The following is a 22,863-nucleotide window of genomic DNA, read 5'->3' as shown; positions in this document are numbered from 1 at the left end:
GCGGCGGCGCGGCTCAGCCCGCCGCCGCCCGCAGGTCCACCCGCCAGTTGTGGCTGCGCATGAACCGCCCGGGCGGGAACTCGAAGTCCGTCTCGCCGACGAGGTTGAACCCGGCCTTCGCGCAGACCGCGTTGGAGGCCGGGTTGTCCACCGAGGGGAAGGCGTGCAGGTGGCGGTGGGCGGCCTCGCGGCGGGCGGCCGCGACGGCGGCGCGGGTGGCGGCGACGGCGATGCCCCGCCCCTGGTGGCCGGGCAGGACGTTCCACCCCATCTCGTGGACGGTCTCGCCCTCCCAGGTGCGGGTGCCGTAGCCGACGGTTCCGACGGCCTCGCCCTCGGGGAGCAGCACGATCCGGTACATGCAGCCCAGGCCGGACGGGACGAAGTCGAGGTAGCGCCGGTGCCGGACGAGGAGTTGCTCCTCGGTCTCCGGGCCGCCGACGTGCTTCTTCATCTCCGGGGTGTTGACCCGGCGCAGCAGTGCGAGGTCGGCGTCCGTCCAGGGTTCGATCAGTACCTGTGCTGTGCTCATGCCGGGGACGGTAGCGGTCGGTACGGGTCGGTGACCAGCGGTTTTGCAGGCGTCCGGGGGCGCTGACCGGGGTTCGGCCCCGGGTTGGGCCCGGTCAGGGGCCAGGCCCGGCCGGGGTTCAGGCCTGGTCGGGGCCCTGGCCGGCCTCGGCGAGGGCGCGGGCGAGCTGTTCGAGGGCGGGCAGGGCGTGGACGACGGCGTCGCGGTCGGTGGGGTCGAGGGTGTCGAGGGCGGTGGCGATGCGGCGCTCGTGGGCGCGCTGCCAGTCGTCGAGCTGGCGCCGGCCGGCCGGGGTGAGGGCGATGCGGGCGGTGCGGCGGTCGCCGGGGTCGGCCTGGCGGTCGACGAATCCGGCGTCGAGGAGCTTGCCGATCAGTCCGCTGACGGTGTTGGGGGCGAGCCGCTGCCGGGCGGCGAGTTCGCCGACCCGCAGGGGTGCGGCGGCGAGGGTCTGGAGGAGTTCGACCTGCGCCATGGGCAGGGACTCCCACGGGTAGTCGGTGCGGATGCTGCTGCGCAGGGCGCGGCGCAGGCGGGTGACGGTGTCGGTGAGCCGCCGGGCGTGGTCGACCGCCGTTTCGGGGGTTTCGGTGGCGGGGTCGGGGACGTGTGGTGACGACGGCATGGCGGACAGCGTATCGCCTGGTACGGGCCGGTCCGGCGGGTTGTCCACCGTTGAGCGGGGGCCTCCCGGAGCTCTGCGGAGCTCGGTGGAACTCTGCGGATCCCCTGGGAGCTCCGTGGAACTCCCCGGGATCCCGTCGGAAGGCGAGCAACTCGTAGAAAGAACATATCTGCATCCGATATATTTGTGGCATGAACGCCACCGCTCTTGCCGCGCGGCTGCTCACCGAGCGGCCCCGGCCCCGCGGCATAGCCGGCTGGCGTCACGCCCACTGGCTGGCCGTCGGCACCGTCTGCCTCGGGGCCTTCCTCGGCCAGCTCACCGCCAGCGTTACCGCCCTCGTCTTCCCGGCCCTCGGCCGGCACTTCGACGCCGGCTTCGCGGCCGTCGAATGGGTCGCCCTCGCCTACCTCCTGGTACTGGTCGCCCTGCTCGCCCCGGTCGGCTGGCTCTCCGACCTCATCGGCCGCAAGACCATGTACCTCGGCGGCTTCGCCGTCTTCGCCCTGGCCTCACTCGGCGCCGGATGCGCCGGCAGCCTCGGCGTGCTGGTCGCCTGCCGGGCCGTCCAGGCCGTCGGCGGCGCGATGATGCAGGCCAACAGCGTCGCCCTGGTGGCGCGCGGCGTCCCGGAGCACGCGATGCGGCGCGCGCTCGGCATCCAGGCGGCGGCACAGGGGCTCGGTCTGGCGCTGGGCCCCAGCCTCGGCGGGCTGCTGGTGGAGCACGCCTCCTGGCGGTGGGTGTTCTGGATCAACGTGCCGATCGGGGTGCTGGGCATCCTGGCCGGCTGGTTCCTGCTGCCCCGCACCCGCACCGGGCCCCCGCCCGCCGTCGGTACCGGGCAGCAGCTCGCCGCCGGTACGGGGGGCCCGCCCGCAGGAGCCGCCGCGCGCCTGCCCGCTCCCCGCGCCGAGGACGGCCCGCTCGCGCCGGGCGTGGCGAGCCCTCCCGCCACCGCATCCGGCGGCCGCTTCGACCTGGCCGGCCTGCTGCTGCTCACCGGCTCCACCACCGCGCTGCTGCTCGCCCTGTCCACCGCCTCCGGACTGCCGCTGCCCGGCTGGGCCGCCGCCGCACTGCTGCTCGCCGCCGCCGTCCTCGCGCTCGCGCTGGTCCGTCAGGAACGGCGGGCCGCCCGGCCGATCCTGGCGCCCGGCCTGGTCAACACCCCCGGGGTGCGGTCCGGGCTGGTGGTTTCGCTGATCGGCTACCTGCTGCTGTTCTGCCCGCTCGTGCTCGGCCCGGTGCTGCTGACCGGCGCGGGCGTGCCGGTGGCCCGGGCCGGCCTGGTGGTCACCCTGCTGCCCGCCGCGTTCGCGCTCGCCGCGACCGTCGGCGGCGCGCTGCTGCCGCGCGGCTGGTCGGACGTCGCCCGCTGCCGCGCGGGCGCGGTGCTCGCGGGCGCGGGGCTGCTGCTGTTCGCGCTGCTGCCGGTCTCGGGGGCGGCCGTGGCGGTGCCGCTGCTGCTCGCCGGCTACGGGCTGGGCCTGCTGCTGCCCGCCAACAACGCGCTGGTGATGCGGGCGATCCCGGCGCAGTGCTCGGCGGTCGGCGGCGGCATGGTGAACATGGCCCGCAGCCTCGGGACGGCGCTCGGCACCGCGCTGCCCGTCCTCGGGGTCCATCTGGCGGGCCCGGCGGCCGGCGGCCGGACGGTGCTGCTCGCGCTCGCGGCGGTCGCGGTGGCAGCCGTGGCCCTGACCCGGCCGGTCCGCCAGGCCTGAGCCGGGACCTCTTCCCCTAAGCCTCCGAGCGGACGTTCAGTGCGTCCTGGGCCCGGTTGAGGCCGCGCCGCACCAGCGTGTCCAGCGCGTCCGCGCACCGGTCCAAAACCCCTGGCAGGGCGGCCTGTTCGTGGTCCGAGAACTTCTTCAGCACGAAGTCGCCGGCGCTCTGCCCCTTCGGTGGGCGCCCGATGCCGAAGCGCAGCCGTATGAAGTCGGGGGTGCCGAGCACCTCGCCCACCGAGCGCACGCCGTTGTGGCCGCCGGGGCCGCCGCCGCGCTTGAGCCGTCCGGTGCCGAACGCGAAGTCCAGGTCGTCCTGCACGACCACCAGGTGCTCGACCGGGACGCCGTAACGCCGCAGCAGGCCGGACACCGGTCGGCCGGACAGGTTGATGAACCACTGCGGCTTGGCCAGCACCACCCGGTGGCCGTCGACCTCGATCTCCGCCACCAGGGCGCCGATCCCGCGCCGCCGGAACCGCGCGCCGTACCGTTCGGCCAGCCGTTCCACGGTCAGGAAGCCGGCGTTGTGCCGGGTCAGCCGGAACCACGGGCCGGGGTTGCCCAGTCCGGCGATCAGCCAGGGTGCGGCGGGGGGCATCGGGAACTCCAGGGGCTTGTCGCGGACGCGGGACGGCCGGGGCACGGTACGCACGGTACGGGACCGTCGACCGCGCCCCGGCCGTCCGAGGACACGCGCAGTGGGGTGGGTCAGGACTCGGGCACGCCGGGGGCGGCGCCGCGCTCCGTGAGCATGTCGGTCATCAGCTGCACCTCCGAGGTCTGCGCGACCACCATCGACTGGGCGAGCCGCTTCTCGGCGTCGTTCTTCGCCAGGTCCACATAGCCCTGGGCCATTTCGACGCCGCCCTTGTGGTGCTGGATCATCAGCTGCAGGTAGTACACCTCGGCGTCCCGCCCGCTGAGCGAACGCAACTTCGCCAGCTGGGTGTTGGTGGCCATGCCGGGCATCAGCGAACCGTCGTGGGCCTGGTAGTCGTGGCCCATCCTCATCCACGCCATCGGCTTGGCCGCCGAGTGCTGCGGTAGCCCCCACTGGTCGATCCAGCCCATCATCATCCCGCGCTGGTTGGCCTGGGTGTTGATGATGTCGAAGGCGAGGGTGCGGGTCGGGTCGTCGCCGGTGCGGTCCCGGACGATGAACGACAGGTCCACCGCCTGCTGGTGGTGGGTCGCCATGTCGCGGGCGAACCCGGCCTCGGGCGAGTCGTCCGCGGGGACGGCCACCGAGGCCGACCCGGACGCCGACGTCCCGCTCGCCACCAGGGCGGGCACCCCGAGGGCCAGCGCGAGGGCGGCGGCCAGCGCGGCCGGCCACCACAGCCGCCGACGGGCCGGGCGCGGCGCCCCGGCCTCGTCCGCGAACTCCTCGGCGGCGTGCTCGGAGCCGTCCTCGGGCAGCGCCGCGTCGGCGGTCACATCTGCCCCATGGTGCAGGAGGCGCCCGGCTCCTGGGTCTGCTTGCCCTGGACGTACTTGGTGAAGAACTGGTTCACCCGGGGGTCGCTCGCGCTGTCCACGATCAGCTGGGTGCTCCAGGCGTTCAGGGTGATGGCGCCCTTCTCGTCCGGGTACGGGCTCATCAGCGAGTACGGGGTGGTCTTGACCTTGTCGGACAGGGTCTTGATGTCGTCCGGCGTCGCCTTGCCGTTGTACGTCACCCAGACCGCGCCGTGCTCCAGCGAGTGGACGGCGCGCTCGTTCTCGACCGGCTGGTCGTAGACGTGGCCCATGCAGTCCAGCCAGATCGCGTTGTGGTCGCCGCCGACCGGCGGGGTCATCGGGTAGCTGACCTTGTCCTTGACGTGGGTGCGGCTCAGCTCGCCGAAGGTCTGCACGCCCGGGATGTCCGCGTTGGCGGCGGCCTGCTCCTTCTTCTTGCTCTGGTTGGCGTCCATGACGATCCAGGTGCCGGTGGCGATCGCGCCGATCACCAGCACACCGGCCGCGACCGAGGCGATGACCTTGTTGCGGCGGTCGCGGCGCTGCTCGCCGGCGCGCAGCTCGGCTATCCGGGCGCGGCGGTCGGTCGGGCCGGGCTTGCCGGACTGCTTGCCGGACTGCTTCGAGGCGGAACCCATGGTGGTTGTCCTTGTCCCCGCCGCGCACTGCTGGTGGCGCGGCGGTCAGCTGAAAGAAGGGGAGGGGCGGATCCGCCGGCGGATGCCGGGCGGTGGGTTCCGCTCAGGACCGGTGTACTTGCAGCTCGTGTAGATCGGGTGCCGGATGCGGACCGTCCAGCAGCCCGGCGGGCACCACCCTGGGCAGCGCCTCGGCTGCCGGCGCGAGCGGTGACGCGGCCGGCTGCGGATGCGGCGGCGGGTTCGGCAGTTGGGCGTCCTGCGCGCAGTACGGGTGGCTGGAGCAGCCGTTGTCACGGCGGGGCTGCCCGCCGTCGGCGGTGCACCACGTCCAGTGCCGCTGCTCGCCGGCGCGCTGGCGCTGGTCGGAGGCCTTGGCTGCGGGGCCGGCGTGCGGGGCGTGACTGGAGACCGTCGTGACGGTGACGGTGACGGCGGTGACGGTGGTCGGCATCGGAGCGGCGTGCGCGCCGACCGCCTTCGACTGACCGGCGCACGGCAGCGTCGTGAGCAGCGCGACCAGCAGCAGAACCCACAGCACACCCACCGGGCGGCCCGCCGGTGCGGCCCTCCCCGGTCGGGGTGAGCTGGGGGCCGACGCGGTCATGCGCACATTTAATCAGCCGAACGAGTGAAGCGATGCCCCTCCTCGACCCCCATTTTCGGCCGCTCCCGGACCCGAACACCCCGGAAACGCCCTGCTCCGGGCACATCCGGCAAGCACGGACGGAACGGGACCGAACGCAGGGGTGAACCCGGGGGTGGACGCGGCGCCGGACTTCCCGGTGAAACCCGAGGTCGACGCGGTGGCCGGGAACGGCCCGGCGCTGACCGGTTGTCGCCGAAACCCGGACAGCGTCGTTGCACTTGGAGACAATGACGTCGAGTCCGGCCCCGCCGGGGGCGGCGCGACCACGGACCGACCAGGAGCCGCCAGATGAGCAAGCAGGGTGCCCCCGCACAGCCGCACCGGCCGGACGACGGTTGGTGGGAAACGGTCTACGACGGCCCGGCGGGCACCCTCCCCGACACCCCGCACGCGGACCCCGGCGACGGCAGCGTCGACGACTGGTTCGATACGGCGGTCGGCCTCATCGGCCAGCAGCGCACGGCCGAACCGGAGCCCGTCCTGGACGCGGAGCCGGTTCTGGAGTCGGAGCCGGAGCCGGAGCCGGAGTCGTCGGCGGCGGTGCCGGTAGCGGACGAGGTGCTGGAACGGGACAGCATCGACGACTGGTTCGACACCGCGATCGGCGTCATCGGACCCCAGCGGACGGACGAGGAGCCCCACGCCACCGTCCCCGCCCCGGCCATCGCTCCTGACGCCCCGGGACCCGAAGCCGAGACCGCGCCCGCACCAGTTGTCGCCCCGGTCTCCCTGGACAAGCCTACCCCCGAGCCCACCCCCGAGGCCGAGCCCGAGGCCGAGCCCGAGGCCGAGCCCGAGCCCGAGCCCGAACCCGAGGCCGCCGCCGAGGAACCCGAACCCGCCCCGGAACCCGACACCCTCGCCACCGCCACCGCCACCACCACCGTCCCCGACCCGCGCCCGGCCGTCCGCTCGCCGCTCGCCGACGGCGCCCCCACCGTGCCGCACATCGGCGAGCGCCCACCGACCTACGGGCCGGAGCCGACCGCCGTCCCGGAGGCGGATCCGGGCGTCCTCGGGGCGCTGGTGCCGGACACCGTCCTGGAGGGCGCCCAGTACGGGCCGTCCGTCCTGCGCGCCGTCTCCGTCCGCGGCGACTCCGCCCGCTTCCGGGGCGAGTCGCGGCGCGACGCGCTGCTGGTCACCAGGTTCGGGGACGGCCCGGACGGGCTGCTGCTCGCCGTGCTCGCCGGCATCGACCGGACCGGCACCGCCGCGGACGAGGCGCTTCCCCCGGAGGCCGTCGCCACCAGCACCCGTGAGGCCTGCCGCCATCTGGCCGCCGCGGTCGGCCGCAGTCGCGAGGGCCTGGCCGCCGACCTGCGCGACGGCGCCCGGGACCGGCTGCGCTACGGCCTCCAGCGGCTCGCCACCGGCGCCGTCGCCCCGCTGCGCGCGCTCGTGCCCGGAAACGAGGAGGACGGCACGCCGTCCCCGGCCTCGCTGCACTGCCTGCTGCTGTCGCTCGACCCGGCGGCCGGCCACCGGGCGGCCTTCGGGGTCGGCCCGGGCGGGCTCTACCTGCTGCGCTCCGGCCACTGGATCGACGCCTACGCGGCCCGCCTGCTGCACCACCCGGACGGCCAGCAGCCGCCGGAGGAGCCGAGGCCGTTCCGCTTCCGGCTGGTCCCCGCCACCCCGGGCGACGTGCTGCTGCTCTGCACCCCCGGTCTGGCCCGCCCGATCGCCGACGAGCCGGCCGTCGCCCACTTCCTGTCCACCCACTGGGCCCACCCGCATCCGCCCGGCACCGTCGACTTCCTCCGCCAGGTCCAGGTCCGCGCCAAGGGCTACGCCGACGACCGTACGGCCGCCGCCGTCTGGACCGACTGACGACCGGCTGACGACCGAATGGCCGACCGAACGCCGACCGGACGCCGACCGCGCACCAGGCGCCCGACGCCCGGTCAGCGCGCCTTGGGAAAGGCGGCGCGCAGCGCGGAGCCGCGGACGGTGACCGCGGCCCGGAGGACGGGCAGCATGCAGACGGTCTGCACCGCGGCGTACCAGGGCGGGCAGACGCCCGGGATCAGGTCGACGCCGATGATGGCGATCGGCATGATGACGGTGAGGGCGCCCAGTCGTTCGAAGGCCCGGCGGGACCCTCGGGAGGCGGCGACCGCCAGCCGGTGGAGCAGCACGGCGACCACCGGCAGCAGCACCGCCCGGACCCACATGAACGTGTTCACCGGGTGGCCGTTGCCCGCCACCGCGACGACCGCCAGGAACGCGACGGCGCCGAGCGCGCCGTAGACCTTGATACAGGCCGTCACCGTGCCGAAGGCCCGCCGGGTACGGGGGTCGTGGAGCAGCGCCGCCTCGGGCGTGCCGGGCATGTCGCTGCCGGGCATGTCCGTGCGGTGGGCGTTCGTGCGGTGCATCTTCGTGTGGTGCGTGTCCGTGCGGTGCGTGTTGGTGTCCATGTCCACCGACGCTACGAACCGCCCGGCCGGGGCGGTATCGGTCTGGGCCCACACGTGGGTGGGGCCAGCCCCACTCCCCGGCCGATCTGGGCGGTGGCGGGCTCGGCGCGGTGCACAGTGGGAGCACCGTACGGAAGGGGAGAGACGTGGGACGGCTGGGTTCGTGGGTGGCGCGCGCCGGGGTGGGGTTCGTGCGGGCGTGTGTCGTGGCGGCCGTCTGCCTGCTGCTGCCGGCCGTGTGGGCCGCGGCCGTGGCGCTGGGGGTCTGGTGGGGGGCGGGCAACCCGTGGTCGTGGACGGCGCCGTTCGTGCTGGTGGGCGTGGGCACGCTCGCCCTGCCCCGCCCCGTCTGCCGGATCGTCCGCTTCCTCGTCGCGCGGTGGACCGCCACGGTGATCCCCGCCGGATACCGGCAGGCCGGGCCGGTGACGCGGATGTCCACCGGGTTCTGGTGGAACGGCTTCTCCTACGAGCGCACCCGCCGGGACGCGCTGATGGACCAGCGCTGGCGGGTCCGCTGGCGGGACCCGGCGAACTGGCGCGACCTGCGGTTCGCGGGGATCGCGCCGTTCACCGCCGGTCTGCTCGCGTGCCTCCCGCCGGCCGGGGTGGTCGTGGCGGCCTGCGCGGTCCTCGGGTTCGGCGGGCCGGAATCCGCCGCGGGCCTGGCCGGGGCGCTCGGCGCGGTCGTGGCCGTGGCCTCCGCCCCGTACGCCTGGCGGCCCGTCGTGCCGGTGGCGGTCCGCTTCCTGCGCCCGTCGCCGGCGATGGCGCTGGCGGAGCGGGTCGAGGAACTGACCGCCCAGCGGGCGGACGTGACGGTCGCGCAGGCCGCCGAGATCCGCCGGATCGAACGGGATCTGCACGACGGGGCGCAGGCCCGCCTGGTCGCGCTCGGGCTCTCCCTGGCGACCGTCGGGAAGCTGATGGAGCGTGACCCCGACCAGGCCAGGGCGCTGATGCGGGACGCGCAGGCCGGTGCCACCGCCTCGCTGGCCGAACTCCGCGACCTGATCCGGGGGATCAGCCCGCCGGTGCTGAGCGAGCGGGGGCTCGTCGACGCCGTCCGCGCGCTCGCCCTGGACGTCCCGCTGGAGGTGGCCGTCAGCGCCGACGCCCTGTTGCGCCTGGACCCGCCGATCGAGTCCGCCGTCTACTTCGGCGTCGCCGAGCTGCTGACCAACGCCGTCCGGCACGCCGGGGCGTCCGGGGTGCGGATCTCCCTCACGCGGGACGGCACCGGTGTCGCCGCCGCGGTCGTCGCCGAGGTCGAGGACGACGGCCGGGGCGGGGCCGACGTCCGGGCCGGCGGCGGGCTGGCGGGCCTGCGCCGCCGGCTCGCGGCCTTCGACGGCACCCTGGAGGTCACCAGTCCGTCGGGCGGTCCGACCCGTGTCAGGATGACGGTGCCATGCGAATCGTTGTAGCCGAAGACCTCTACCTCCTGCGTGACGGGATGGTCCGCCTGATCGAGGCCTGCGGGCACCAGGTGGTGGCCACGGCCGCCACCGGGCCCGAGACGCTCGACGCGTTGCGCAGGTGGCGCCCGGACGTGTCCGTCATCGACGTCCGCATGCCGCCGACCCAGTCGGACGAGGGGCTGCGGGCGGCCCTCGCCGCCCGCGGCGAGATGCCCGGGCTGCCGGTCCTCATCCTCTCCCAGCACGTCGAGCAGCTGTACGCCCGGGAGCTCCTGGCGGACGGCTCCGGCGGCGTCGGCTACCTCCTCAAGGAGAGCGTGTTCGACGCCGACCAGTTCATCGGTGCCCTGGAGCGCGTCGCGGACGGAGGGACGGCCATGGACCCGGCCGTCATCGCGAGACTGCTGTCCAACACGCCACCGAACCGGGGGCTCGAACGGCTCACCGAACGCGAGTACGCCGTGCTGGGGCTGATGGCCGAGGGGCTCTCCAACCAGGCCATCGGCCGCCGGCTCTTCCTGAGCGAGAGCGCCATCGGCAAGTACACCACCGCGATGTTCGGCAAGCTCGGCATCACCGACGACGACGACACCAACCGCCGCGTCCGCGCCGTCCTCACGTACCTGAACAAGTCCTAGGGCGTGTCTTCAAACTCCCGCCTGCGCGCCGGCGTTGGGGCACGCACCTCGCCGCGTTGTCGTCAGTCGCCGATGGCCCCCAGCCTTCGGCCGGGAGGTGCCCCCACCGCATGGACTCCCTCCTCCGCCTTGCGATGCACGCACCCCAACGCCGCCACGCCCGCCCTCCGGGCGGACGACGGGAGTTTGAAGACACGCCCTAGGGCCTGTCCACCCCGCCGCAGCCCCCGGGGGTCAGGTGCGCAGGAGGATCGCGGTGACGGCGGCGGCCTGGGTGAGGGCGGCGGGGCGGTGGGCGGCGGGGAGGCCGATGGCGATGGGGACGGCCAGGCCGTCGAGGAGGGCACGGATCTGGGTGGCCCGGTCGGCGGCGGGCCCGGGGGTGAAGTGGCCGGTGGCGGTGCCCTCCTCGATGAGGGCGACCAGGTCGGCCTGCCAGGGCGCTTCGATCTCCTGCTGCCCCTGGCGGATCTCGGCGCTGGCGGGGGAGCGCCCCCACACCTCGACCCACAGGATCCAGCGCGGATCGCCCGCCCCGTCGGGCAGGTAGAGGCGCAGGTAGGCGTCGAGCCGCTGCCAGGGGTCGCGCGAGCGGTCGGCGAGGGCGTCACGGCGCCGGGCGCCGAGCTGGTCCTCGCTCCAGCGGAGGGTTTCCAGCAGCAACTGGTCCTTGCTGCCGAAGTAGTAGAGCAGGTGTCCGGCGCTCATCTGGAGCTGTTTGCCGAGCCCGGCCATGGTGAGTTTGGCGAGCCCGTGTTCGGCGATCGCGGCCCGGGCGGTGGCGAAGACCTCCTCGCGGGGGCGCGCCGGCCGGCGCGGGCGGGGGTCGGCCATGTGCGGTGCGCTCCCTCGGTGGTGCGGAGGTCGGAAGGCTGCCGGGGCGGGGGAGGTGCCCCCGCCCCGGCAGCCGGGTGGTGCCCAAGGTGGCCCAGGTGCCTCAAGTAGCCTGGGGTCAGGCGGACTTCGGCTGCTGCTGGGTGATGCAGTGGATGCCGCCGCCGTTGGCGAAGATTTCGCGGGCGTCGACGAGTTCGACGGTGCGGCCCGGGTAGGCGCGGCCGAGGACGGCGGCGGCCTCCTGGTCGCGCGGGTCGTCGAAGGCGCACAGGATCACGGCGCCGTTGGCCACGTAGTGGTTGATGTAGGAGTAGTCGACCGGCTCGCCGTCCTCGTCCAGCAGGACGGTGGGGGCGGCCAGTTCGATGACCTCCAGCGCCCGGCCTTGGGCGTCGGTGGCGGCGCGCAGGATGGCGACGAGCTCCTGGCAGACGGCGTGGTCCGGGTGGGCGGGGTCCGGCTGGACGTGGGCGACGACGACGCCGGGGCGCACGAAGGAGGCGACGATGTCGATGTGTCCGCGGGTGCCGAACTCGTCGTAGTCGCGGGTGAGTCCGCGCGGCAGCCAGATCGCCTTGGTGGTGCCGAGGAAGGCGTGCAGCTCGGCCTCGACCTCCTCCTTGGTCCAGTCCGCGTTGCGGCCCTCGCCGAGCTGGACGGTCTCGGTGACCAGGACGGTGCCCTCGCCGTCGACGTGGATGCCGCCGCCCTCGTTGATCAGCCGGGAGGCGAAGCGCTGGACGCCCGTCAGTTCGCTGATGTGCTCGGCGATGTGCTGGTCGTCGTCCCAGCGGGCCCAGGACTGGGCGCCCCAGCCGTTGAAGATCCAGTCGGTGGCGGCCAGCGAGCCCTTGTCGTCGATCAGGAAGGACGGGCCGATGTCGCGCATCCAGGCGTCGTCGAGCGGGCGCTCGACGATCTCGACCTGCTCGGAGACGTACCTGCGGGCGTCCGCGGTCTCGCCGGTGTTGACGACCAGGGTGACCGGCTCGTACCGGACGATGGTGTTGGCGACGGCGGCCCAGGCCTCGCGGCCCGCGTGCAGGTTCTCGGGGGTGTCGAAGGTGGGGTTGGCGGTGGGGAAGGCCATCCAGGTGCGGTCGTGCGGGTGCCACTCGGCGGGCATCCGGTAGCCGAGGGAAGCGGGCGTGGGGGTGGTCATCCGGGAGTCCTAGGGGGAGGCGTTCGGCGGAGGTGGCAGCGGAAGCGGAAGTGGCAGCGGAAGCGTCAGAGGAAGTAGAGGCGGCTGAGCGAGACGCTGTCCGCGGGTTCGGAGCGCAGCGGTTCGCCGTCCAGCGAGACCAGGCCGGTCTGGGTGACGTCGACGCGGCCGACCCGGGCGTTGCGGACCATGTCGCGGGGGCCGATGCCGCGGGTGTTGCGGACGCCGACGCGGCGGCGGCGGGTGGGCAGCCCGTCGGCGGGGCGGTCGAGGTAGGCGCCGTCGGCGGCGGCCTGGGCGACGAAGGCGACGGAGATGTCGGCGGCGGTGGCGCCGTGGGCGCCGAACTGCGGTCCGAGGACGAGGGGTTCGCAGGTGTCGGTGGAGGCGTTGGGGTCGCCGACCACGCCGTAGGCGGGGAAGCCGGCCTTCAGGACCAGTTGGGGCTTGGCACCGAAGTGGTCGGGGCGCCACAGGACGATGTCGGCGAGTTTGCCGACCTCGATGGAGCCGACCTCGTGGGAGAGGCCGTGGGCGATGGCGGGGTTGATGGTGAGCTTGGCGATGTAGCGCAGCACGCGCTCGTTGTCGTCGCCGCTCTCGGTGGTGCCGTAGCCACCGTCGAGGGGGCCGAGTTCGGCCTTCATCTTGCCGGCCATGGCGAAGGTGCGGCGGACGGTCTCGCCGGCGCGGCCCATGCCCTGGGCGTCGGAGGAGGTGATGCCGATGACGCCGAGGTCGTGCAGGACGTCCTCGGCGCCCATGGTGCCGGCGCGGATGCGGTCGCGGGCCATGGCGGCGTCGCCGGGCAGGTCGGTCTTGAGGTCGTGGGCGGAGACGATCATGCCGAAGTGTTCGCCGAGCGCGTCGCGGCCGAAGGGCAGGGTGGGGTTGGTGGAGGAGCCGATGACGTTGGGCACGCCCGCCATCTTCAGCACGTTGGGGACGTGTCCGCCGCCGCAGCCCTCGATGTGGAAGGCGTGGATCGTCCGCCCCTCCAGCACCTTCAGGGTGTCCTCCACCGACAGGCACTCGTTCAGGCCGTCGGTGTGCAGGGCGACCTGGACGTCGTACTCCTCGGCGACGCGCAGCGCGGTGTCCAGGGCGCGGGTGTGGGCGCCCATGTCCTCGTGGACCTTGAAGCCGGAGGCGCCGCCCTCGGCCAGGGCCTCGACGAGCGGGGCCGCGTCGGAGGACGAACCGCGGCCCAGGAAGCCGATGTTGACGGGCCAGGCGTCGAAGGCGTTGAAGGCGTGGCGCAGGGCCCAGGGGGAGTTGACGCCGACGCCCCAGACCGGGCCGAACTCCTGGCCGATGATCGTGGTGACGCCGGAGGCCAGCGAGGCCTCCATGATCCGCGGCGAGAGCAGGTGGACGTGGGTGTCGATGGAGCCGGCGGTGGCGATCATGCCCTCGCCGGAGACGATGGTGGTGCCGGTGCCGACGACGACGTCCACGCCGTCGAGGGTGTCGGGGTTGCCGGCGCGGCCGATCGAGGCGATCCGGCCGTCGATCAGGCCGATCGAGGTCTTGCGGATGCCCTGGATGGCGTCGATCACCAGGACGTTGCTGATCACCACGTCGCAGGTGTCGCGGACGGCGGCGGCCTTGAGGTGCAGTCCGTCGCGGGCGGTCTTGCCGAAGCCGGCCAGGAACTCCTCGCCGGGGGCCTGCGAGTCGGACTCGACGCGGACGATCAGGCCGGAGTCGCCGAGCCGGATCCGGTCGCCGGCCCGGGGGCCGTGCACCGAGATGTAGTCGTGGGGGGTGATGGACGTCATGACGGCACCTCCGTGTCGTCGAAGGTGGTCAGGTAGCCGGTCGCGCGGGCCTTGGCCAGGGCGGCCTCCTTCGCGCCGGGCGCGTCCAGCGGGCCGTCGACCAGGCCGGCGAAGCCGATCGCGACGCGCTGGCCGCCGATCGGCACTAGGCCGACCTCGACGGTGGCGCCCGGGTCGAAGCGCACCGAGGAGCCGGCCGGGACGGCCAGGTGGGTGCCGTAGGCGGCGGCGCGGTCGAAGGCGAGGCGCGGGTTGGCCTCGAAGAAGTGGAAGTGCGAGGTGACCGAGATCGGCACCTGGGAGGTGTTGTGGACGGGCAGCAGCACCGTCTCCTCGACCGGGTCGTAGCCGGTGCCGGCGCCGATCAGCGCGCCGCCGGGGGCTTCGTCGCCGAGCGAGCCGGCGCCCCGGAACGGGTCGTTGACGACGGCCAGGCGGGTGCCGTCGTCGAAGACGGCCTCGACCTGGATGACGGTGACGACGTCCGGCACGCCGGGCAGCACGTCGTCGGCGGTGAGCACGCTGCGGCCGGCCTCGATGGCCTCGGCCAGGCGCCGGCCGTCGCGGGCGGCCTCGCAGACGGTGTCCGCGATCAGGGCGGTGGCCTCGGGGATGTTGAGGCGTACGCCCCGGGCGCGGCGGGCGCGGGCCAGTTCGGCTGCTGTGAAGATCAGCAGCCGGTCCCGCTCGGTGGGGGTCAGTCGCACGGTTCCTCGCTCGCGGTCGCCGGGGGAGGGGGGGTCGGCTTTCGGGGGCGATGTTAGAACGTCGTTCAAACATCTCGGGCCATTGAACCCGGACCGGGCCGCTGTGTCCAGCGTTGCCGGTCCGCAGGGGTTCGGCTCGCCGGGCCCGCGGCGGGGGTGAAGGCCTGCGGGGAAGGCCCGCCGGGAAGGCGCGCGGGGAAGGCCCGCGGGGAAGCCCCGCCGGGAAGGCGCGCGGCCGGGGTGCGCCGGGCGCGCGGAGCGGGGCGGGGCTGGCCGGGGCCCGGCGCATGGCGGAGTGCGACGGGGAGCGGGAGGGCGGCGCGGGCCGGCGCCCGGGCGCCGGGTGTGCGCGGGATCGGGCGGGGGCGGGCTCGAAAACAGGCTCTGCGCTTCGCAAACCTGTCCGGCGCGGGCAGTTGGATCACGTGAACCTCCCCGTGCCCCTTTCACCCCACGTGATCGGACGCACACTGTTGCAAACGCCGTCAACTGGGCATGAGGATGAGTGGTCAGAACGTAGGGGCCACCCGGCCGGCGGGGGATCCGGAGGCGGGGGCCCGGATTCGAGGGCGGGGGCATGTGTTGATGGACGGTCAGTCGCGATTCCCGCGGCAGCGGACGAGTTCGGGTGACGCCTACCGGTCCGGGCCCGCCCCGGGCGCAGCCGGCGGCACCGGGACGACCCTGCCGGGCACCTCGGCCCCCGGCTGCGCCCTGCACCGCCGGCTGCACCTGACGCTCGACCCGGCCGACCTGGTCGCGGTCGGCTCGGTCCGCCGGCGGCTGCGGACGGCGCTCAGCCACTGGGGGGTGCCGGAGCTGTCGGACACCGCCGAACTGCTCTCCTCCGAGCTGGTGACCAACGCGCTGCTGCACACCGGCAAGGGCGCGGTGTTCGACGCGGTGCTCGGGTCGGACCACCGGCTGCGGATCGAGGTGCAGGACGGCACGACCCGGCTGCCCGGCCGGCGCCGCGATCCGGACGCCGAGTACGCGACTTCGGGGCGCGGCCTGCTGCTGGTGGAGTCGCTCGCGGACGCGTGGGGCGTGCAGCTGCGGGGTGACGGAAAGGTCACCTGGTTCGAGCTCGCCCTGCCCTGAGCCCGGCCGCTCCCGGGGCGCGGGGCACGGGCTCGGGGCGCGGGCACAGGGCGCACGGGGCGCTCGGGGGCGCGGGGCGGGCGGGGCGCGCGGCCCGTCGCACCGTTCGCCGTCGATTCATTCGCCTTCGAAGCATGCCCAGAACAGAAGGCGGAACGGAAGATTTCCGGCCCGTTGCCATTGCCGCTCGGCCCAACATTGGACAGGATGGTGGGAATGTGTGTCCACGTGCGGGAAGCAGCGGGGAGACCGAACCTCGACCGACCCCGCCCGTCGACACCGTCCGATCCAGCACCACCCATCACACCGCCACGCGGCCCGGCCGGACGGTCGGCGCGGTCCGCCACGGCAGCGGCAGGAGCAGCATGCCCACTGAGCCCGAGTCGCCGGGGCCGGCGCTTCCACCCGGTGCGCCCACCGTCGAACCGCAGCAGGCAGCCTCCGCCCGCACCACCGGTCCGAACCCCGCCGGTCCCGCTCCCGTGACGGTCGACCAGCCCCCCGCCGGCCCCGCCGCGACCGGGCCGGGCCGGGCGAAGCCGCCCGCGCAGGCGGTGCGCCGGCCCGTGCCGCGCCCGGCGCCCGCGCTCGCCGCCGGACGGCTGGCGACGGTGCTCCCCGGCAGCCTGCCGCCCGCCTCCGCGGACACCATGCCGGACTGGCTGGAGCCCGCGATGGCCGCCAACGGCATCGGCTCCTTCGACTGGGACATCCGCCGCGACGTCCTGGAGGGCGACCACCGGGCCTGCGCGATCATCGGCCTGGACGGCATGGATCAGGGCCGCTTCGACCGCACCGCCGGTTCCTTCCTGGCCCTGCTGCACCCCGAGGACGCGCCGGTGGTGCGCCGCCGGGTCGAGCGCGCGGTGGCCGAACTGGGCCAGTGCGGCGCCTACTACCGCACCGTCGGGCCCAACGGCACCATGCGCGCGGTGCGCTTCCGCGGCCGGGTGCTCGCGGACGCCTTCGGCCGGGCCTCGCGGATGGTGGGGTTCGTCTGGGACGCCACCGTCGAACTGCACAAGCGCGACCGCGCCGACCGGATGGCCCTGCTGCGCGAGGAGCGCTCCCGGTTCATCAAGGAGGCGGCCCGCGCCCTCTCCGAAGCCGTCACCGTCCGCGACGTGGCCCGGGTGTTCACCGGGCTGCCGCTGCCCGGCCTGCCGCCGGACGGCCTGGTGCTGGCCTCCTTCGAGGCCGGCCGGGCGCAGGTGCTCGGCGCCTCCGGCTACCGGACCGAGGCGCTGGCGGTCTGGGACCGCACGGTGCTGCCGGCCGGGCACCCGGCCGCCGAGGCGGTGCGCCACCGGGCGCCGGTGTTCATCCCGACCCGCGAGGAGTTCCGCGCGTCCTACCCCGACGTCTGGGAGCCGACCAGCCGTACCGGGCGCGGCTCCTGGGCGTTCCTGCCGCTGGTGGCCAGCGGGCGGGCGATCGGCGTCTGCGTGGTCAGCTTCGACGACGAGCGCGAGCTGGACGCCGACGAGCGCACCCTGCTGTCGACCCTGGGCGGGCTGGTCGCCCAGTCCCTGGCCCGGGCCCGGCTGCACGACGCCGAGCACGAGCTGGCGGCCGGCCTCCAGCGGGTGATGCTGCCGCGCACCGTGCCGTCGGTGCCGGGGGTGACGACCGCCGTGCGCTACCTGGCGGCCGGCTCCGGCCTGCAGATCGGCGGCGACTGGTACGACGTGGTGCCGCTGCCGGGCGGGCACGTCGGCCTGGTGATCGGGGACGTCCAGGGCCACGACGTGCACGCCGCCGGGATCATGGGCCAGCTGCGGATCGCGCTGCGCGCCTACGCGGCCGAGGGGCACCCGCCGGCCGCGGTGATGGCCCGCGCCTCCCGCTTCCTCGCCGACCTGGACACCGACCACTTCGCGACCTGCGCCTACGCCGAGGTCAACGTGGACTACGGCGTGGTCTACGCCGTCCGGGCCGGCCACCTCGACCCGGTGGTGCGCCGGGCGGACGGCACCGCCGCCGTGGTGCCGGTGGCCGGCGGGCTGCCGCTGGGCATCGACCCGGACCAGGAGTACCGGGTCACCCGGTTCAGCCTGGACCCGGGCGAGACGGTGCTGCTCTGTACCGACGGCCTGGTCGAGGCGCGCGGCATGGACCTGGACGAGGGCATCGCCCGGCTCACCCGGGCGCTCGCCCGCCCGCTGCCGCGCGCCGAGGAGGCGGCCCGCGACCCGCTGGAGGACCTGGCCGACCGGATCGCCTCCCAGGCCGCCGACTCCAGCGAGCGCGAGGACGACATAGCGCTGCTGCTCCTGCGCTGGGACGGTCCGGCCGGCGGCCTGGCCGCCCAGCAGCTGCGCCGCCGGATCGGCCAGGCCGACCTGGCGCGGATCTCCGAGGTCCGGGCGGAGCTGCGCGACGCGCTGCGCCGCTGGGGCGTCGCCGAGTTCATCGACACCGCCGAACTGCTCTCCTCCGAACTGGTCACCAACGCCATCCGGCACACCGACCGGGACGCCATGTTCACCGCCCGGCTCTACCGGGAGCCGGCCTCGGACGGCGGCCGGGCCCGGCTGCGGGTCGAGGTGGAGGACGAGTCGGACCTGTGGCCGACCCGCCGGACCCCGGGGGAGCAGGCCTCCTCCGGGCGCGGGCTGATGCTCGTCGAGGCGCTGGCGGACGCCTGGGGCGTGGAGCCGCGTGGCTCCGGCAAGCGGATGTGGTTCGAGCTCAGCGGCACGCCCGCGGCCTAGATCCGGCTACCCGAACTGCTGCTCCAGGTCCTTCAGTTTGCGCTCCAGCGAGTCCAGCCGCGGCAGCGTCACGGTGTCCTCGTCGATGGTCAGGTCGATGGTGCGCCGCTCCGGGCGGGCGGGCAGGCCCGGCTGGGCCACCGTGCCCTCGGCGGGCACCACCGCGCCCTCGGCGGCCTCGACCTCGCGCGGCCCGGCGGGCCGCTCCGCCGCGGGCCCGCCGGCTATGGCGGGTTCCGAGCCGGACTCCAACTGCCGTGCGGCGCCGCCGCGTCCGCGCCAGGCGCTGTTGCTGCGGCTGATCGCCCGGATCTCCGCCCGCTCGCGGCGGCCGGCGAGCCTGCGGCGCTCCCGCTCCACGGCCCTCTCCCGCTTGTCCTCGCGGACCTCGTCCACCGCCTCGTCGAGGCTGCGGACGCCTTCCAGGAGCATCAGCGACCAGGCCGCGTAGGTCTCGCGCGGGGCGCGCAGCCAGCGCACGATGCGGATCTGCGGCAGCGGGCGGGGGACGAGCCCCTGCTCGCGCAGCGCGGCCCGGCGGGTCTGCTTGAGCGCCCGGTCGAACAGGATGGCCGCCGAGAGGGACATGCCGGAGAAGAACTGCGGGGCGCCTGCGTGGCCGAAGCCGCGCGGGGCGTGCACCCAGTTGAACCAGGCCGAGGCGCCGGCGAACAGCCAGACCAGCAGCCGGGAGCCGAGCGCGGCGTCGCCGTGGCTGGCCTCGCGCACGGCGAGCACCGAGCAGAACATCGCGGCGCCGTCGAGGCCGAACGGCACGAGGTACTCCCAGCCGCCGGACAGTCCGAGGTTCTGCACCCCGAAGCCGACCAGCCCGTGGAAGGACAGCGCGGCGGCGACACCCGCGCAGCAGAACAGCAGCGTGTACGAGGCGCCGCCGTACAGGGATTCCTTGCGGCGGCGCCGTTCCTCGGAACGCTCCCAGGAATCCGGCCCTCCGGCGGCGGCGGATCCCCGGCTCCGGACCAGGGCCACCAGGAGCGCGCTGACCAGCAGCCCCGCACCTCCGGTGACGGCCCAGCCAAGCGGTATGTCGGACAATTTCATCGCCGGAACCAGCCTCGCTTTCCTGCGTCGCGTTCCTGCGTCGTGATGGCGGGGACCATCATGGCGGATGCTCGGCGGGGGAATGGCCGATTCGGTGCCAATGCGCTGAGTAGAGGGATTTCTGACCCCGCGACAATCGCATTTTCTTATGCATTTGAAGCGGGCTATTCCCGGAATTCCGGGCTTTCCGGATCCGGCTTCGCACGTATTTTCGTCAACCCCGCATGACGCGGGGGCAGCCGCCGCAGATGTCCTCCGGTTGGGCGGTATACACGAGGCAGCAGCTGGCCCGGGCCCGGTCGGTGCCCGAAGCATCCCCGCACCCGGGCGCCGGTGCGGCGAAACCGGCACCCGGGGTGAAGGGGGACGGGGCCGGAGTGGGGCCGCCGGTCACGCCGGGCGCGCACGCCGGTGCCGCCGTCGCGCCGCCCGCCTGCGGGGGCTCCAGCAGCGCGGACAGCTCGGCGCGCGCCCGCTCCTGCTCCCCGAGCAGCCCGCCGGCGTACCAGAGCCCCTCCACCGCCGCGTCCGTGGCCATCGCCCACAGCACCCGCGGCCCGCGCCGCACCTCGGGCCGGAAGGCGGCCAGCACCGGTTCCAGGAACCCGCCCAGCGCGCACCGCAGTTCGGCGGCCAACGCGTTCCCGTCCGGCACCGTACGGGCCTGCGGCACGCCGGCCGCCGGGTCGTCCGGCAGGCAGGCGAACGCCTCCGGGCGGACCGTCAGCTCCACCCGGTCGGTGCCGCGGCGCACCGAGACGTCCTCCGGGACGAGCAGCGGGACCCGGCGCTCCAGGAACCACGGCAGCGTGAACAGCAGCGAGAGCGGCCACACGACGCGGTGCAGGCCGAAGCCGGCCGCCACGTCCGGGCGCAGCGGCCGCCCGTAGTGGGCGAGGCCCTGCCGGGCGTCGTGGGCGATCAGCTCGCGGACCGCCTCGGGCCGGGTGGTCAGGTCGGCGGCGGGGATCCAGCCGTCGCCGCGGCGGGGCGGGGCGCAGCGCACCCGCAGGACGGGGGCGAGCGCGGTGAGCCGGTGGTACGAGGTCGCGCCGGGGGTGGTGGCGGCCGGCGCGGGGGTGAGGGCGTGCGCCTCGGTGGTGCGGGGGGCGCACGGCGTGGGGCCGGGCCGGGTGCTGCTCGCGGTCATGGGCGGGCCCCATCGGGTCGACCGGGGACCGCCCATGGACCGCCCGGCGGTGCCCGGTCGGGGTGGTGGCCCGCCCGGGCCCGGCCGGACCGGGGCATGGCGGTGCCCGGGGAACGGCAAGGCGAACCCGGCCGGGGTACTGCTCACCCCGGCCAGGTTAGGCTCACCTTAGCTGATTGTCCCCCAGGTCTCGCGGGTGATGCGCCCGTCCGGGGGAGGCCCCGGCGTGTGGGCCCCGTCCGGGGGGAGCCCCGGCGTGCGGGTGGTGCCCAACTGGCGCGCGAGCCAGACCGGTACGCCGCCCAGGGCGTGGACGAGCCGGGCCGCCTCGGCGCGCAACCGGGCGGCCTCGGCCGGTTCGGACACCTCGGCGAGCGCCGCGAGCGCCGGCGCCACCCCCACCGTGAAGCCGAGTTGCTCGCGCAGCCGCAGCGAGGCGTCGAAGCCCTCGCGGGCGTGGTCGCGTTCCCCGCGGGCCAGGGCCAGCGCCGCCAGGTGGCGCCAGGTGTACGAGCGCAGCAGTTCGTCCCCGCGTTCGCCCGCGCCGTCGTGCGCCCGGCGGTAGGCGATCCAGGCGGCGCCGCGGTCGCGCAGCAGGTTCTCGGCGACCAGTCCGCGCCGGAAGTCCAGCAGCGGGCGGCCCGGCGCGTCCGGCGGCAGCAGTGCCGAGGTGCGTCCGAGCGCGGCCTGCGCCTCGTCCAGTCGGTCCCGGGGGCCGAGCACGCTGGCCACGTACGCCAGGAAGCCGCGGGCGCAGGCTGCGGCCGCGCGCTGCTCGGTGCTGGCCACCACGGCCTCCGCGAGGCGCAGCGCCTGTTCCGCCTGGGTCCACTGTGCGGCGGTGAACAGGCACTGCTCGATGAGGAGTTCGGCCCGTGCCAGGGCCGCTGTCGGGTCCTGTTCGGCGGCCGGGCGCAGCAGTTCGGCCGCCTCCTGCCAGCACCCCCGGGACCTCAGTCGCCACACGGTGTCGCCCGGCTCCTCCGCTGCCGCCCGCCCCCGCCCGTTCGGGCCGTTCGGGCCCCATCCGTGCTCTGACAACGCCACCTCCTTGTGTGCGCCATCCAGCGGGGCGCGGCCCTGCCCGGCGTCGCCGCCGTCGACTGTCGGCGGCACGGCGACGGCAGCGCAAGGGCCCGCGCTGTGGCGGCAATTCAACACGGGGGTGAGCTTGTGCACCAGATCACGAGCGGAGGTTCTTGCATTCGCGGGGGAAATGATCTAGGCCCTGTCCGGCCTGATCCGCAGGGCGCGCCCTGGCGGATGCGCCCCGGTGGCCTCCTGTCGGTCAGGACGTCCAGCCGGTTTCCATCAGGGCCTCGGCGGCGCCGTTGGCAGGCTGCGGCACCCCCGCCAGGTCCAGGCTGAACAGGGCGACCAGCAGTTGTTCGCCGCGCACGGTGGCCTGGTGGGAGTAGCCGGCCAGGGTGAACATGGCGGCGGCCATCTCCTCGGCGTGCAGGGTCTGCAGCCACAGGCACTCGACCGACTTCACGTCGGCCGGCTCGGTCCAGGTGTCCACCTGGGCGACCATCCGGCTGCCCAGCAGGGTCACCCCGTCGCGCTCCTGGGCCTCGGTCAGCTCCAGGTCGTCGAAGCCGAGCCACTCCAGGTAGCGGGCGGCGGTGAAGACCGCGTCCTGCGAGGTGCGCACCGGGTGCGGGCGGAACGGCGCGCGGTGGCGGAACGGCTTGGGCTGGCCGCCGGAGCCGCCGGGCGGGGCGGGCACCGGGGTGCTCATCGGGTGGGCCGGGTACGGGCGGGAGGCCTGCGGGCCGGGGGTGGCGAGCGGGCCGGCCGTGCCGCCGCCGAGCCGGGTGGTGCGGTCCACCGGCAGCCGGACGGTGGCGCCGCAGTTGCAGGTGAACTCGGGCTGCGGCCACTGGTCGGAGCGGCCGCAGTGCGGGCAGCGCATGCTCAGCCAGGAGTCCTCCCAGGAGCGGAACCGCACCTGCACCGGCACCCCGCCGCGCAGCAGCGGCACCTTCAGCGAGGCGCCGCACGGACAGGGCAGCGACGGCGGCTCGTAGAGGTGCTCGCGGCGGCAGGCGGGGCAGCGGATCGCCCGGGCGCCACCGCCCGCCCCGTGCCCTGGCCTCGCGGGGTCGTGTCCGGTGAAGTCGTCGGGCAGTCCGGCCATCGCGGGCTCCGTCCGTTCGAGTCGGGTGGTGGAACGGTTTCCATGCTCCCCGAAACGGTGGGTCCTTGGCGCGGAATGGGGCAATC

At 74.8% G+C, this 22,863-nt stretch carries 21 protein-coding genes; 6 read left to right on the top strand and 15 right to left on the bottom strand.

From position 1 onward, the window contains the following. Window positions 1–13: 13 nt before the first annotated feature. Complete coding sequence (locus A6F73_RS07690; RefSeq protein WP_063347090.1) at window positions 14–532, bottom strand: GNAT family N-acetyltransferase; 519 nt, start codon at window positions 530–532, stop codon at window positions 14–16. A 118-nt stretch (window positions 533–650) separates the two neighbouring features. Continuing rightward, entirely contained in the window at window positions 651–1,157 is a 507-nt protein-coding gene (locus A6F73_RS07685) for a MarR family transcriptional regulator (protein ID WP_063347089.1), read from the bottom strand. A gap of 191 nt (window positions 1,158–1,348) precedes the next feature. Between A6F73_RS07685 and A6F73_RS07680 the strand changes: the two genes are divergently transcribed. Continuing rightward, a complete protein-coding gene (locus tag A6F73_RS07680; RefSeq protein WP_063347088.1) occupies window positions 1,349–2,884 on the top strand; it encodes an MFS transporter in 1,536 nt (511 codons plus the stop codon). A 16-nt stretch (window positions 2,885–2,900) separates the two neighbouring features. Here the strand turns inward: A6F73_RS07680 and pth are convergent, their stop codons facing one another. From pth to A6F73_RS07660, 4 genes are all read right to left on the bottom strand, one after another. Continuing rightward, the gene (gene pth, locus A6F73_RS07675) at window positions 2,901–3,488 is read right to left on the bottom strand and encodes an aminoacyl-tRNA hydrolase (RefSeq protein ID WP_063347087.1); all 588 of its coding nucleotides are present in this window, start codon (window positions 3,486–3,488) and stop codon (window positions 2,901–2,903) included. Window positions 3,489–3,598: 110 nt separating this feature from the next. Next, on the bottom strand, window positions 3,599–4,183 hold the full coding sequence (locus A6F73_RS07670) for a DUF305 domain-containing protein (RefSeq protein ID WP_244293597.1): 585 nt from the start codon (window positions 4,181–4,183) through the stop codon (window positions 3,599–3,601). A gap of 140 nt (window positions 4,184–4,323) precedes the next feature. Further along, complete coding sequence (locus A6F73_RS07665) at window positions 4,324–4,989, bottom strand: DUF3105 domain-containing protein (RefSeq protein WP_063347086.1); 666 nt, start codon at window positions 4,987–4,989, stop codon at window positions 4,324–4,326. Window positions 4,990–5,092: 103 nt separating this feature from the next. After that, a complete protein-coding gene (locus A6F73_RS07660) occupies window positions 5,093–5,596 on the bottom strand; it encodes a hypothetical protein (protein ID WP_159398395.1) in 504 nt (167 codons plus the stop codon). A 330-nt stretch (window positions 5,597–5,926) separates the two neighbouring features. On the opposite strand from A6F73_RS07660, the gene A6F73_RS43920 reads away from it, so the two are divergent. Continuing rightward, a complete protein-coding gene (locus A6F73_RS43920) occupies window positions 5,927–7,471 on the top strand; it encodes a protein phosphatase 2C domain-containing protein (RefSeq protein ID WP_063347084.1) in 1,545 nt (514 codons plus the stop codon). Between the two features lie 74 nt (window positions 7,472–7,545). On the opposite strand, the gene A6F73_RS07650 is transcribed toward A6F73_RS43920, so the two are convergent. Next, the gene (locus A6F73_RS07650; RefSeq protein ID WP_244293325.1) at window positions 7,546–8,061 is read right to left on the bottom strand and encodes a hypothetical protein; all 516 of its coding nucleotides are present in this window, start codon (window positions 8,059–8,061) and stop codon (window positions 7,546–7,548) included. A gap of 146 nt (window positions 8,062–8,207) precedes the next feature. Between A6F73_RS07650 and A6F73_RS07645 the strand changes: the two genes are divergently transcribed. Beyond that, complete coding sequence (locus tag A6F73_RS07645; protein ID WP_063347083.1) at window positions 8,208–9,488, top strand: histidine kinase; 1,281 nt, start codon at window positions 8,208–8,210, stop codon at window positions 9,486–9,488. After that, window positions 9,473–10,120: a response regulator transcription factor gene (locus tag A6F73_RS07640; protein WP_063347082.1), complete on the top strand. Its 648-nt coding sequence runs from the start codon at window positions 9,473–9,475 to the stop codon at window positions 10,118–10,120. The genes A6F73_RS07645 and A6F73_RS07640 overlap by 16 nt, the downstream gene beginning before the upstream one ends. 234 nt (window positions 10,121–10,354) lie before the next feature. On the opposite strand, the gene A6F73_RS07635 is transcribed toward A6F73_RS07640, so the two are convergent. The 4 genes from A6F73_RS07635 to A6F73_RS07620 form a co-directional block, all read right to left on the bottom strand. Further along, on the bottom strand, window positions 10,355–10,954 hold the full coding sequence (locus A6F73_RS07635) for a TetR/AcrR family transcriptional regulator (protein ID WP_063347081.1): 600 nt from the start codon (window positions 10,952–10,954) through the stop codon (window positions 10,355–10,357). Window positions 10,955–11,072: 118 nt separating this feature from the next. Next, the gene (locus A6F73_RS07630) at window positions 11,073–12,119 is read right to left on the bottom strand and encodes an agmatine deiminase family protein (RefSeq protein WP_063347080.1); all 1,047 of its coding nucleotides are present in this window, start codon (window positions 12,117–12,119) and stop codon (window positions 11,073–11,075) included. A 65-nt stretch (window positions 12,120–12,184) separates the two neighbouring features. Continuing rightward, on the bottom strand, window positions 12,185–13,900 hold the full coding sequence (locus tag A6F73_RS07625) for an urease subunit alpha (RefSeq protein ID WP_063347079.1): 1,716 nt from the start codon (window positions 13,898–13,900) through the stop codon (window positions 12,185–12,187). Continuing rightward, a complete protein-coding gene (locus A6F73_RS07620; RefSeq protein ID WP_063347078.1) occupies window positions 13,897–14,607 on the bottom strand; it encodes an urease subunit gamma in 711 nt (236 codons plus the stop codon). The genes A6F73_RS07625 and A6F73_RS07620 overlap by 4 nt, the downstream gene beginning before the upstream one ends. A gap of 585 nt (window positions 14,608–15,192) precedes the next feature. On the opposite strand from A6F73_RS07620, the gene A6F73_RS07615 reads away from it, so the two are divergent. Beyond that, window positions 15,193–15,708, top strand: a complete 516-nt coding sequence (locus A6F73_RS07615; RefSeq protein WP_107452835.1) for an ATP-binding protein — start codon at window positions 15,193–15,195, stop codon at window positions 15,706–15,708. Between the two features lie 365 nt (window positions 15,709–16,073). Beyond that, entirely contained in the window at window positions 16,074–18,422 is a 2,349-nt protein-coding gene (locus A6F73_RS07610; protein ID WP_079135507.1) for a SpoIIE family protein phosphatase, read from the top strand. A gap of 6 nt (window positions 18,423–18,428) precedes the next feature. On the opposite strand, the gene A6F73_RS07605 is transcribed toward A6F73_RS07610, so the two are convergent. From A6F73_RS07605 to A6F73_RS07590, 4 genes are all read right to left on the bottom strand, one after another. Further along, window positions 18,429–19,487 (bottom strand): DUF2637 domain-containing protein, encoded by a 1,059-nt coding sequence (locus A6F73_RS07605; protein WP_063347077.1) that lies wholly within the window; start codon window positions 19,485–19,487, stop codon window positions 18,429–18,431. 214 nt (window positions 19,488–19,701) lie between these two features. Further along, window positions 19,702–20,637 carry a (2Fe-2S)-binding protein gene (locus A6F73_RS07600; RefSeq protein ID WP_107452834.1) on the bottom strand — a complete coding sequence of 312 codons (936 nt, stop codon included), beginning with the start codon at window positions 20,635–20,637 and terminating at the stop codon, window positions 19,702–19,704. Between the two features lie 168 nt (window positions 20,638–20,805). Then, window positions 20,806–21,603: a hypothetical protein gene (locus A6F73_RS07595; protein ID WP_244293595.1), complete on the bottom strand. Its 798-nt coding sequence runs from the start codon at window positions 21,601–21,603 to the stop codon at window positions 20,806–20,808. A gap of 322 nt (window positions 21,604–21,925) precedes the next feature. Then, window positions 21,926–22,777: a hypothetical protein gene (locus tag A6F73_RS07590; RefSeq protein WP_244293324.1), complete on the bottom strand. Its 852-nt coding sequence runs from the start codon at window positions 22,775–22,777 to the stop codon at window positions 21,926–21,928. Between the last annotated feature and the right edge of the window lie 86 nt (window positions 22,778–22,863).

Source organism: Streptomyces sp. MJM8645 (assembly GCF_001625365.1).
Lineage (GTDB): Bacteria > Actinomycetota > Actinomycetes > Streptomycetales > Streptomycetaceae > Kitasatospora.
This window is presented reverse-complemented; position numbering and strand designations above follow the sequence as displayed.